The following is an 11,937-nucleotide window of genomic DNA, read 5'->3' as shown; positions in this document are numbered from 1 at the left end:
TAGAAACTAGTCCGAGTTCGAAGAATGAGCAAGATTATTTTTTATAAGCTTATGTCTTTATTAAGTGTCTGATAAATAACGATTTAAATCTGAAATCACCAATTTGGTTCAGGCTTTCACCATTTTGACGCACTTGACAGGATGCCAAAATAGACGAGATTTCTTATGTGAAATCAGCTGCTTGAGAAGCGTCTATGGTTAACCCGCAAAGCGCGGAAAAAAGTTTGATGCACCAGTTTGAGTCCTGACGGTTTGGACAACTTTGCCTGGTAGCCGGCCTGAGCGCCGGGCAGTGTCCCGAGGACCGTTTGTTTATATAAATAAACATGATGAGTTTCAGAGAGTTAACGCTTTTTAATGGATCTGCCCGATGCGCAAGCGGGGCAATCGGCATGTTTATTGATGTCGCCAGCCCCTGATGAGCAAGATAATCAAAAATAACAGTGGAGCGGCCATGCAACAGATCAGATCGCAAGTGACCGAGCGCAACGGCTTGTATGAGCTGGAAGCCGGCACCGACGTCCTCGACAGTCCCCGTTACAACCACGACATGGCACCGACCAAGGTGCGCGAACGAACCTGGAACAAGTGGCACATCACGGCATTGTGGGTCGGCATGTCGATCTGCGTGCCGACCTACACCCTCGGTGGCGTGCTCACCGCCTATTTCGGCCTGAGTGTTGGCGAGGCGTTGCTGGCGATTCTGTTTGCCAACATCATTGTGCTGATCCCGCTGACGTTGAACGCGTTTCCCGGCACCAAGTACGGCATCCCTTTTCCAGTGTTGCTGCGTTCCTCTTTTGGCATTCTCGGCTCGAATATTCCCTGCCTGATTCGGGCGCTGGTGGCCTGTGGCTGGTTCGGTATCCAGACCATGTTCGGCGGGTTGGCGATTCACCTGTTCCTCGGTTCGGTGTTCGAGGGCTGGAAGTCCCTGGGCGGCACCGGCGAGGTGATCGGTTTCATGGTGTTCTGGGCCTTGAACCTGTGGGTAGTGATCCGCGGTGCCGAGTCGATCAAGTGGCTGGAGACGCTGTCTGCGCCCTTGCTGGTGCTGGTGGGGGTGGGACTGCTGGTGTGGGCGATGCCCAACGTGTCGATGACCGAATTGATGGCGATCCCGGCCAAGCGTCCGGAAGGGGCAAGCGTTGTCAGTTACTTCGCCGCCGGGCTCACCGCGATGGTCGGTTTCTGGGCGACCTTGTCCCTTAACATTCCGGATTTCAGCCGTTATGCCAAGAGCCAGAAGGACCAGATAGTCGGGCAGATTATCGGCCTGCCACTGACCATGTTCCTGTTCGCCGCCCTGGGTGTGGTGATGACCGCCGCTTCGGTGAAGCTGGTGGGGGTGACCGTGTCCGATCCGGTGACGTTGATTGGCCATATCCAGAGTCCGGTGTGGGTCGCCCTGGCCATGGCGCTGATCATTATCGCGACACTGTCGACCAACACTGCGGCGAATATCGTGTCGCCGACCAACGATTTCCAGAACATTGCGCCAAAGGTCATCAACCGCACCAAGGCGGTGTTGCTGACCGGGGTGGTCGGGCTGGTGCTGATGGCCCATGAACTGTTGAAGAAGCTTGGCTTGATCGTTTCCGACGTCAGCCTGGAGACGGTGTATTCCAACTGGTTGCTCGGTTATTCGAGTTTGCTGGGGCCGATTGCCGGGATCATGGTGGTGGATTATTTCCTGATCAGGAAACAGCAGCTGGACCTGGCAGGGCTGTACCGCGATGACGTGTACCCGGCCTGGAACTGGTTCGGTTTTATCGCCTTCGGGGTGCCGGTGGCGCTGACCTTGCTGTCGTTGGGCAGCGATGCGTTCAGCTGGTTCTACAGTTATGGCTGGTTTACCGGTTCGGCCTTGGGCGGGTTGATTTATTACGGGTTGTGTTCGATGCGACCTGACCCGTCTGTTGCGAAATCTGCGGTGTAAGTGCCGGCCTCATCGCGGGCAAGCCCGGCTCCCACAGGGGTGGTGTCAGACATCACTACTGGGGAAACCACGCACCTGTGGGAGCCGGGCTTGCCCGCGATGAGGACGGCAGTGCGAACACCGAAAAAAGCATCTGCATCAACCAATAACAAGTCGCCTGAGGAGATCAACATGAACGCTGCTGTAGACGTTCTGCAGTCCACCCATCAGCACATCAACCGCGATCGCCTGTGGCAGTCGCTCATGGAACTGGCCGAGCTTGGCGCCACGGTCAAAGGCGGTGTCTGTCGCCTGGCCCTGACTGACCTTGATCGCCAGGCTCGGGATATCTTTGTCAGGTGGTGCGAAGAGGCGGGCTGCACCGTCAGCATCGACGCGGTCGGCAATATTTTCGCCCGCCGTCCCGGGCGCAATCCGGACCTGCCTCCGGTAATGACCGGCAGCCACATCGACACCCAGCCCACCGGTGGCAAGTTCGATGGCTGCTTTGGTGTGCTGGCCGGCGTTGAGGTGCTGCGCACGCTCAACGATCTGGGCGTGGAAACCGAGGCCCCGCTGGAGGTTGTGGTCTGGACCAACGAAGAGGGCTCGCGTTTTGCGCCGTGCATGATGGGCTCGGGGGTCTTCGCGGAAAAATTCACGCTGGAGGAAACCCTGGCCAAAGTCGATGCCGACGGCGTCACCGTGGGCGAAGCACTCAATGCCATCGGCTATGCCGGCACTCGCAAGGTCAGTGGCCACGCGGTCGGTGCCTATTTTGAAGCGCACATCGAGCAAGGCCCGATTCTTGAGGATGAGCGCAAGACGATCGGCGTGGTTATGGGGGCTCTCGGGCAGAAGTGGTTCGACCTGAAGCTGCGCGGAGTCGAAGCCCATGCCGGCCCGACGCCAATGCACTTGCGCAAGGACGCCCTGGTCGGCGCCTCCATTATCGTGGGAGCGGTCAATCGTGCCGCCCTGGGTCATCAACCTCACGCCTGCGGTACGGTCGGCTGCCTGCAAGCCTATCCAGGCTCGCGCAATGTCATTCCCGGCGAAGTGCGCATGACCCTGGACTTCCGGCACCTGGAACCGGCTCGCCTGGATTCGATGATTGCCGAAGTTCGCCAAGTGATCGAAGCTACCTGCGAGCAACATGGCCTGAGCTACGAACTGACGCCCACGGCGGATTTTCCGCCGCTGTATTTCGAGCAAGGCTGTGTCGACGCGGTGCGCAATGCGGCGCAAGGGCTGGGTCTGTCGCACATGGACATCGTCAGTGGCGCGGGGCATGACGCGATCTTCCTCGCCGAACTGGGGCCGGCGGGGATGATCTTCGTGCCGTGCGAAGGCGGTATCAGCCACAACGAGATCGAAAACGCGGCGCCGGATGACCTGGCGGCTGGGTGTGCGGTGTTGTTGCGGGCAATGCTGGCGGCTTCGGCGGCGATTGCAGGGGGGCAACTGGCGGCTTGAATGATGAGGTCCCCGCAGGAGCTGCCGCAGGCTGCGATCTTCTTGGCTGCGTCGAAAGCGGCGCAAGATCAAGAGATGGCAGCCTGCGGCAGCTCCTGGCGGGGCTAGTCCTCGACGAGCATCAGTTGCTGCACGCCTTCCCAGGCTTCGGCGCGCATGCGCTCCAGGTCGAGCCCCGGGATCACGCCGTCATCGACCACCACCCGGCCACCCACCAGGCTGTAGCGCACGGTGATCGGTTCGCCCGCGACCACCGGTGCTACCGCCAGATCGTGGAAGCCGAAAAAGCGCGGGTGATCCAGGCCGTAGATCACCAGGTCCGCTGCCTGTCCGATCTCCAGTGTGCCCACTGCGCCGAGGCCCAATACCTGAGCGCCGCCGGCAGTGCCCCAGTGAATCACGTCTTCGGCGGTGGTGGCGCCCGCGCCTTGTTCCGCCCGGTGAATCAGCCAGGCGGTATGCGCTTCACCGACCATGCTTCCGGACTCGTTCGACGCCACCCCATCCACGCCCAGTGATATCGGCACGCCGGCCTCGGCCATCTGTGGCACTGGCGCGATACCGCTACCCAGTCGGGCGTTGCTCACCGGGCAGTGGGAAACACCGGTGCCCGTCTGCGCGAGCATGCGGATTTCGCCAGGTTGCAGGTGCACCGCGTGGGCGAACCAGACATCCGGGCCGAGCCACTCGTGCTCAGCAACGAATTCAACCGGCAGACAATTGTATTTCTCGCGGCAGAAATTGACGTAGTTCTGCGTCTCCGACAGGTGCGTGTGCAGGCGCAGGCCAAGGCCACGAGCCGTATGAGCCAGTTCCCGCAGCAGGGTGGGCGGCAGCGAGAAAGTGGGCGTGGTCGGCGCCACCACGACCCGGCGCATGGCGTCCGGAATGTCCTGGTGGTAGCGCGATTTCAAGCGCTCGATGTCGCCGACCATTTGGTCCAGCGACTCCGGCTGCAGCGCGGTTTTTGAAAAGCCGGGGTGTGCACTTGCCGACTCCAGGGCACCCCCTCGGCACAGCACGAAGCGCAAGCCGAATTCGTCCGCCGTGTCGAACAGCAGGTCACCGGTCTCGGTCGTGCCGTGGGCGTGGTACAGGTAGTGGTGGTCGGCGCAGGTCGTCACCCCCGACAGCAGCAACTCGGCCATGCCCAGCCGCGCGGCAATGCGCGACAGCTGCGGGGTGAAGCGGTTGAGGCGCGGGTAGGGCACGCTGGCGAGCCAGCCTTGCAGGTCCTGGTTCAACCCCTCGGGCACGGCTTTGAGCAGGTTCTGGAACAGGTGATGGTGGGTGTTGATCCAGCCTGGATACACCAGGCAATGACGGGCATCGATCACCCGCTCCCCGGGTTGCGCCTGCAGTCCGGCGGCCATTTCGGCGATGCGCCCGTTGACCACGCGGATGTCGACGCTGCCGGCCCGGGCGCGTTCGCCGCGCAGGCCGGTCATCACCTCCAGCGGGTTTTTGATCAGGATGTTTTGAAGTTGAGTCATGGGCTTCTCCGGTCAAAGGCTATGGGAGGCGGGTTTGCTGGCGGCGTTGTCTGGCGCGCTGACGCCATTGAGGGCGGCGTTAAGCAGTACTGACACCAGGCAGGCGATCACCACGCTGCTGTGCAGGAACGGCTGGCTCCACTCGGGCAATTGCTTGAACAGCGCCGGGGCCAGCACCGGCACCAGGGCGGCGGCGATGGTGAAACCGACGATCAGCACGTTGTAGCGATTACGCTCGTAGTCGACCTTGGCCAGGGTCTGGATGCCGGCGGCCGCGACCACGCCAAACATTGCGATCCCGGCACCGCCCAGGGCTGCGGTCGGCATTGAGGCGATGATTGCCCCGGCCTTGGGCACCAGGGCCACGGTGCACATGAGCAATCCGCTGATCGCCACTACCCAGCGACTGCGCACGCCGGTGAGAATCACCAGGCCGACGTTCTCCATGAAGGCAATGAACGGAAAGGCGGCGAACATGCCGGCAATGGTGCTCGCCAGGCCGTTGGCGCGCAGCCCGTTGATGACCTGCTTTTCTTCCACGGGTTTGTCGACGATGTCGCCAATCGCGACGAACAGCCCCATGGACTCGACCATCTGCACAATCATCACCACCACCATGGTCGCGATCGGGATCAGGCTGAAGGTCGGCAGGCCGAAGTAGAACGGGTAGGGCACTGTGAGCCAGGGCGAATCGCCGACGCTGCTGAAGCTGCCCATGCCCAGCCCGTAGGCCAGCCCCGCACCCACCAGCATGCCCACCAGCACTGCCATGTTGCGCAGCATCGGGCTGCCGTAGCGGTTGACCAGCAGGATGGTCAACAGCACCACGGCGGCGACAGCCAGGTACGCCGGCGCGCCGAAATCGCTGGCGTGACGCCCGCCACCGACCCACTCGTAGGCAATCGGGAACAGCTGCAGGCCGATCACGGTGACGATGCAGCCGGTGACCACCGGCGGGAAATAGCGCCGCAATCGGCCGATGAAGGGCGCGACCAGCATGGTAAAAATCCCTGCGCCGATCACCGCTCCGCAAACCCCGGCAAACCCCACCTCCGGGTTGCTGCCAATGGCGATCACCGGGCCGACGCTGCTGAAGGCCACGCCCTGCAGAATCGGCAGGCGTACGCCGAATTTCCAGAAGCCCACGGTTTGCAACAGCGTGGCGATGCCCGAGCAGAACAACGTGGTGCTGATCAACACCACGGTATCGGCCTGGGACATTTTCAAGGCGCTGGCGACAATCAACGGCACGGCGATGGCGCCTATGTACGAGACGGCCATGTGTTGCAGGCCGAGGGTGAGCATTTGGCGCACAGGTAGAACCTGGTCGACCGGGTGGATGGTTGAAGGGGGAGTGGCTGACGACATGGGAATCACCTCTTGCTGTTTTTATGCTGTAGAGAGGGGTATTCGTGCTGATGCCTGATACCTGTGGGCTACCACAGGTGTCAGGCATCCGTATGCCCGGAGCCGCCATCCACCGGCTCCGATGCCGCTGTTTCAGCCTGCCAGGCAGGCGGCAAAGCCCTGGTTCAGCGCCGCGCGGTCCAGGTCGCGGCCGATGAACACGATCTTGCTGGAGCGCGGTTCGGTGCCCCACAAGGTTGATGCGCGAAACTCCACCAGGCTGTGGACGCCTTGCAGTACGTAGCGCTGGTCCTGGTCCTGCACCGCCAGTACGCCTTTCATGCGGTACAGGTTGTCGGCCTGAGCGGTGCGCAATTCACTGATCCAGCGGTGGAACGCGCCAAGGTTCACCGCGCCGTCCACGGCAATGCCTACCGACGAGACGCTGGGGTCGTGGGCGTGATCCGGTTCGTGATGATGTTCGTGGGCGTGATGGTCATGTTCGGCGCCGATTTCCATGAGTTTTTGCGTGGACTCGAAGGCGCCGATGCCGAGGATTTTCGTCAGGTCGATTTCGGCGTAGCTGGAGGTCACCAGGTCCGCCGTCGCGTTCAAGCCACGGATTTTTTCGCTCAGTGCGTGCAACTCGGCGCTGCTCACCAAGTCGACTTTGTTGATCACGATCCGGTCGGCGCAGACGATCTGGTCCACAGCCTGGTTGTCGACGCCATCGAGTTGCAGGTCTTCCAGATGCTGGGCGATGTGCTTGGCGTCGACCATGGTCACGATCGCATCCAGTTCCACTTCATCGGCGATGGGATCGTTGATGAAAAAGCTCTGTGCCACCGGGTACGGGTCGGCCAGGCCGCTGGTTTCGATCAGGATGTGGTCGAGGCGTACGGGGCGCGCCACCAGTTCGCGAACGATGCGCACCAGGTCTTCGCGGACCTCGGCGGTGCAGCACACGCACCCGTTGACCATCTCGTAGATTTCCTCGGTCTCGGAACTGAGGACCAGGTCGCCGTCTATCCCGACCTCACCGAATTCGTTCTCGATCACGGCAATTTTGCGTCCGTGGTTTTCCTTGAGGATGTAGTTCAGCAGGGTGGTTTTACCGGCGCCAAGAAAGCCGGTGAGAATGGTCACCGGGATCTTGCGGTTCGGGGTCGGGGCGTTGAATGGGCTGTTCATGTGATGCTCCTTTGGAACCAATGGGTCGGGGTACTGCAGTGTGCAAGCGAGCCTGCTCGCGATGGCGCTGGATCAGTCGATACCGATGCTGGCTGTTGCGGCCTCATCGCGAGCAGGCTCGCTCCCACAGGTTTTGTTTTTCAATGAATGAAGGTCTGATTCACCCCAGCGCAACGCGGTGCCGGCGTCCAGGCCGAACAGGTCGAGGACCCGACCCAGGCTGTGATCGACCATTTGCGCAAGGCTTTGCGGACGGGCGTAAAAGGCCGGGACGGGCGGGGCGATGATCCCGCCCATTTCGGTGACGGCGGTCATGTTGCGCAGGTGCGCCAGGGTCAACGGCGTTTCCCGGGCCATCAGCACCAGAGTGCGGCGCTCCTTCAAGGTCACATCGGCCGCGCGGCCTATCAGGCCTGCGGAGGTGCCGGTGGCGATTTCCGCCAGGGTGCGCATGGAACAGGGCGCCACCACCATGCCCAGGCAACGAAACGAGCCACTGGCGATGCCCGCCGCGACGTTGTCTGCGCGGTGGTAGTGACTGGCCAGGGCGATCACGTCCGCCAGTTTGTAGTCGGTTTCATGGGCCATGGTCAGCAATGCGGCCCGGCTGATGACCAGGTGCGTTTCGATGTCGAGCCTGGCCAGCAACTCCAGGAGGCGCACGCCGTAGATAAACCCGGACGCGCCGCTGATACCGACCACCAGGCGCTGGCGATTCATGACCGATAACCCTGCAGCAGGCTGCGCGCGCGCTCCAGGACGGCTTGGTCGAGCTGTGCCTTGATGCCGTCAAACCCTGCGCCGCGGGTGGCGTCCAGGCCCATGCGCGAGGTGGTGCCGTTGACCGAGGACGAAGGGTCCAGGGGGCTGCCGGGCAAGCCGTCGATGACGAAGATGTCCTGATGCGGCTGGAAGTGCGTGGCCAAGGCCCAGAGCACCTGGCTGTCGTCATTGATGTCGATGTCGCTGTCCACCGCGATCACCGATTTCAGGTAAGGGTCCCAGCCCAGCAGCGCCAGCATGATCTGCCGCGCTTCGCCGTCGCGGCTCTGGTCCAGGGCCACGTAGCAATGAAAATGCGTACCGGAGTTGGGGTAGTGCACGGCGGTGACGGCGGGAAAGCGCGCCTTGAGCTTTTCGCTCATTTCCGCTTCCCGGGGCAGCCGCGCCAGGGTCAGGTGTTCGGCATAACGCCCGCCGACCACGTCCACCAGCCAGGCATCCTTGCGGCGCATCAGGGTGTCGACGCGCAGCACGTTGTTGGTCGAACGGTCCGAGGAATAACCGCTGAACTCGCCAAACGGACCTTCTTCGGCATAGGCCGTCGGGTCGATCGCACCTTCGAGCACGAATTCGGCGAACGCCGGCACGCCGATACCGTAGCGTGGGGTCTTGACCAGCTCCAGCGGGGCGCCGAACAGGCCGCCGGCGACTGCCCGCTCATCACTGCCGAAAGGTAACCGCGCAGCGGCGGCGAGCATGAACAGCGGATGGGCGCCGACGACCATGGCCACGCGCAATTCTTCCCCGCGTTCTCGGGCGGTTTGCAGCATGCGCCACAGGTGACCCCGTGAGTGCAGGCTGGTGGCGAGGGTCTGCCGGGCATGGCGCATGGAGCGGTGATAGCTCATGTTGGCGATGCCGGTCAGCGGATCCTCGGCAATGATGATCGCGTTGGTGATGTAGGGGCCGCGGTCGCTGTCGAAGTGCTTGAGCATCGGCAACAAGGCCAGGTCCACGGCCTCGCCTTCGAAAATTTCGTCCAGCACCGGGCCGGTTTCAACGTAGCGCGGTGCGATGGGCTGGTTCGCGCGCGCCTGGAACGTCTCGTGCAGTTGCGCCGCGGTGACGCCGAAGATTTTTGCGATCCGGTTGCGGGAGGCGAACAGGTTGGTGGCTACGGGCACGCCGAGGTTGCCGACCTGTTCGCAGATCAACAGCGGATCGCGGCCCTGGCTGGCGAGGGCGTCGACCAGGGCGGTGACGTCCTGGTCGGCGCTCAGGGGGTCGTGAATGGTCAGCACGTCGTCCGGGAACAACCGGCGATAGGCGTCGATGAAAACGTGGAAATCCTGGGTATCGCCAAGCGTCGAAACGGTCATGGTTTCACCTCGAAAAAAAGCAGGCGCGCAGGGTTGAGGGCGACGTTTGATCGACAAGCCGTTGGCCCGCCGGTCGATCGAATGCCGGTTCATCTTCGCGCCTGTAAAGTCGCTGTACCGCAATGTTGTGGATTGGCGCAGAACCTGTGGGAGCTAGCCTGCTGGCGATACCGGTGGGCCAGTCGACATGATTTTGACTGTGCTGCCGCCATCGCCAGCAGGCTGGCTCCCACAGGGTTCTGTGTGATGCCGATCTACAAATAAGTGGTAGTCAGGCGGATGTCCGCCTCGATCAGGTCCTTGGGTGGCGGCGTCGGTTCGATGCCGCACAGCCGGGCGATGTTGTTGCCCAGGTAGTCCTCCAGATGATCCTCATCGATGCCCAGGCCTTGGGGCGCCGGCGAGCACAACACCTCCAGTTCCCGCAGCCACATGCCCGGTTCGTTGGGTGGCGAGTCGGTGCCGAACACGATCTTGTTGCGCGGCAGGTCCTTGGCGAACTCGACGATCCGCGACTGGAAGCACCAGCCGGATTCGCAGTACACGTTGGGCGTGTCCATCGCCATCCAGAACGCTTCGAACGAGTAGTTGCCGCCGGTCTGGATGCCGAAGTGACCGATGATGAAGTTCACCATCGGGAACTCGCGGATGATCGGGTAGAACATCGTCGGGATGGTGTACGGGCCGTCGCCGGTGTGGATCAGCACCACGATGTTGTACTTGGCGCAGACCTTCATCGCCGGGCGCAGCCAGTCCAGTGCGCGATCGGGGCGATAGCCGTGCATGTTGGCGTGCAATTTCAGCATCTTGAAGCCGTATTCCTTGATGTGGAATTCCAGCTCCGCGGCGCCGTTCTCCGGTCCCCAGCGCGGGTTGAAGTTGAAGTTGCCGATGAAGCGATCGGGGTATTTCACACAGAGTTCGGCAATGTACGACATGTAGTCGCGCACGCCTTCGCGGCCCCGGCGGTTACCGTCGCGATAGCCGGTGTTGCCCGGTGGCGGCTGGATGAAACCCATGTCGATGCGGCGAGGTTTGCCGTTGATCATGTAGGGGCCGTCCATCAGCTTGAGCATGCGCTCACCGGTGAAGGGTTCGCCCGTGTGGCGCCAGGCCTCGTCGACCAGGTTGGTGGGGTGCAGATGGGTGTCGATGATCATCGATTCAGCTCCTGGCCAGTGGGGTGGTGACGGGGCGCTTGAGTTGCGCCTCGGCTTCGGACACGGAACGCGGCGGCGCAGTCGGCTCGAGGCCGATCATCCGTGCGGTGTTGTTGCCCAGATAGTCTTCGAGGGTGTCCTCGTCGAGGTTCAGGCCCTGCGGCGGCTCGTGGCACAGCACTTCCAGCAGGCGCAGCCACATGCCCGGCTCGTTGGGGGGGGTGTCGGTGCCGAAGAGGATTTTGTGGGTGGGCAGCACCTTGGCGAATTCGACGATCCGCGATTGCAGGCACCAGCCTGATTCGCAGTAGACGTTGGGCAGTTCCATGGCCCATTGCATGGGTTCGAACACGTAGACGCCACCGGTCTGCACGCCGAAGTGCGCCATGATGAAATCGACGTTGGGGAATTCCTTGATCATCGGCACCCATTCCGACGGGATGCTGTAGGGGCCATCACCGGTGTGCAGCTTGACCGGGATGCCGAGTTCGGCGCATTTCTCGAAGGCCGGACGCACCCAGTCCAAGGCGCGGTCCGGGCGATAGGCATGCATGTTGGCCTGCATTTGCACCATCTTGAAACCGTGTTCCTTGACGTAGCGTTCGATTGCTTCGACGCCGTTCTGCACTCCGCAACGCGGGTTGTACACAAAGCAGCCAATGAAACGATCAGGGTAGGTCTGGACCATTTTCAGGGTGTAGGCCATGTAGGCGTCGATGGACTCGCGACCTGTCAGGTCGCCGTCGGTCCAGGTGTAGATGGTGTTGCCCTGGGGGGGCTGGATGAAGGCTTTGTCGATGCGGCGAGGTTTGCCGTTGACCATGTACGGGCCATCCATCATCTCCAGCAGACGCTCGCCGGTGAACGGGTCACCGTCATGCCTCCAGGCGAGGTCCACCAGATCGGTGGGATAGCAGCTGATATCGATGATCATTGAAGTCGATCTCCTGATAGCGGAAAGGGAACCTTGCGGTTCGCTAGCAGCCACGTCCGGGCAATCGGCCATTTCTATGCGCAGCAGGCTGCGCATTCCCTCGCCTGGTCGCATCCGGCTCGGGACGCTGGCTGCTTGGGGAGGAGTATTGGAAGGGGGGGAGGGTTCGTACAATATTAATTGGGCGGGGGGGTGATATGCGTTCGATATGGTTTCGTATTGACTGGGCGGGCCTCATCGCTGGCAAGCCAGCTCCCACAGGTTTTTGTGTTGCCAGAAAAGACTGAGTCAACAATTTAATCCCTGTGGAACTGGC

9 protein-coding genes are annotated in these 11,937 nt (G+C 61.9%); 2 read left to right on the top strand and 7 right to left on the bottom strand.

The genetic code is table 11. From position 1 onward, the window contains the following. Positions 1–454: 454 nt before the first annotated feature. Together HYI44_RS00135 and HYI44_RS00130 are read left to right on the top strand one after the other, a co-directional pair. A complete protein-coding gene (locus HYI44_RS00135) occupies positions 455–1,939 on the top strand; it encodes an NCS1 family nucleobase:cation symporter-1 (RefSeq protein ID WP_122839631.1) in 1,485 nt (494 codons plus the stop codon). A 171-nt stretch (positions 1,940–2,110) separates the two neighbouring features. Then, positions 2,111–3,394: a Zn-dependent hydrolase gene (locus HYI44_RS00130; protein WP_225568436.1), complete on the top strand. Its 1,284-nt coding sequence runs from the start codon at positions 2,111–2,113 to the stop codon at positions 3,392–3,394. A gap of 104 nt (positions 3,395–3,498) precedes the next feature. Here the strand turns inward: HYI44_RS00130 and HYI44_RS00125 are convergent, their stop codons facing one another. The 7 genes from HYI44_RS00125 to HYI44_RS00095 form a co-directional block, all read right to left on the bottom strand. Beyond that, positions 3,499–4,887: an amidohydrolase family protein gene (locus HYI44_RS00125; protein ID WP_225568435.1), complete on the bottom strand. Its 1,389-nt coding sequence runs from the start codon at positions 4,885–4,887 to the stop codon at positions 3,499–3,501. A gap of 12 nt (positions 4,888–4,899) precedes the next feature. Then, positions 4,900–6,255 (bottom strand): nucleobase:cation symporter-2 family protein, encoded by a 1,356-nt coding sequence (locus tag HYI44_RS00120; RefSeq protein ID WP_122839634.1) that lies wholly within the window; start codon positions 6,253–6,255, stop codon positions 4,900–4,902. Between the two features lie 132 nt (positions 6,256–6,387). Continuing rightward, positions 6,388–7,425 carry a CobW family GTP-binding protein gene (locus HYI44_RS00115; protein WP_122839635.1) on the bottom strand — a complete coding sequence of 346 codons (1,038 nt, stop codon included), beginning with the start codon at positions 7,423–7,425 and terminating at the stop codon, positions 6,388–6,390. A gap of 72 nt (positions 7,426–7,497) precedes the next feature. After that, positions 7,498–8,145 (bottom strand): UbiX family flavin prenyltransferase, encoded by a 648-nt coding sequence (locus HYI44_RS00110; protein ID WP_225568434.1) that lies wholly within the window; start codon positions 8,143–8,145, stop codon positions 7,498–7,500. Then, a complete protein-coding gene (locus tag HYI44_RS00105) occupies positions 8,142–9,527 on the bottom strand; it encodes a UbiD family decarboxylase (RefSeq protein ID WP_225568433.1) in 1,386 nt (461 codons plus the stop codon). Before HYI44_RS00105 ends, HYI44_RS00110 begins: the two co-directional genes overlap by 4 nt. 254 nt (positions 9,528–9,781) lie before the next feature. Beyond that, positions 9,782–10,687, bottom strand: coding sequence for an amidohydrolase family protein (locus tag HYI44_RS00100; protein WP_045060517.1), 906 nt, complete (start codon positions 10,685–10,687; stop codon positions 9,782–9,784). Between the two features lie 4 nt (positions 10,688–10,691). Next, the gene (locus HYI44_RS00095; protein WP_122839637.1) at positions 10,692–11,621 is read right to left on the bottom strand and encodes an amidohydrolase family protein; all 930 of its coding nucleotides are present in this window, start codon (positions 11,619–11,621) and stop codon (positions 10,692–10,694) included. Between the last annotated feature and the right edge of the window lie 316 nt (positions 11,622–11,937).

The sequence above is a fragment of the Pseudomonas sp. Y24-6 genome (assembly GCF_020295325.1).
Classification (GTDB): domain Bacteria; phylum Pseudomonadota; class Gammaproteobacteria; order Pseudomonadales; family Pseudomonadaceae; genus Aquipseudomonas; species Aquipseudomonas gregormendelii.
Note: the sequence above shows the minus strand (reverse complement) of the source record. Positions and strands in the feature narration are given on the sequence as shown.

Excerpts from the sequence above, each read along its gene's own strand:
- HYI44_RS00135 (WP_122839631.1), top strand. The coding sequence starts at position 455 with ATGCAACAGATCAGATCGCAAGTGACCGAGCGCAACGGCTTGTATGAG.
- HYI44_RS00130 (WP_225568436.1), top strand. The coding sequence starts at position 2,111 with ATGAACGCTGCTGTAGACGTTCTGCAGTCCACCCATCAGCACATCAAC.
- HYI44_RS00125 (WP_225568435.1), bottom strand. The coding sequence starts at position 4,887 with ATGACTCAACTTCAAAACATCCTGATCAAAAACCCGCTGGAGGTGATG.
- HYI44_RS00120 (WP_122839634.1), bottom strand. The coding sequence starts at position 6,255 with ATGTCGTCAGCCACTCCCCCTTCAACCATCCACCCGGTCGACCAGGTT.
- HYI44_RS00115 (WP_122839635.1), bottom strand. The coding sequence starts at position 7,425 with ATGAACAGCCCATTCAACGCCCCGACCCCGAACCGCAAGATCCCGGTG.
- HYI44_RS00110 (WP_225568434.1), bottom strand. The coding sequence starts at position 8,145 with ATGAATCGCCAGCGCCTGGTGGTCGGTATCAGCGGCGCGTCCGGGTTT.
- HYI44_RS00105 (WP_225568433.1), bottom strand. The coding sequence starts at position 9,527 with ATGACCGTTTCGACGCTTGGCGATACCCAGGATTTCCACGTTTTCATC.
- HYI44_RS00100 (WP_045060517.1), bottom strand. The coding sequence starts at position 10,687 with ATGATCATCGACACCCATCTGCACCCCACCAACCTGGTCGACGAGGCC.
- HYI44_RS00095 (WP_122839637.1), bottom strand. The coding sequence starts at position 11,621 with ATGATCATCGATATCAGCTGCTATCCCACCGATCTGGTGGACCTCGCC.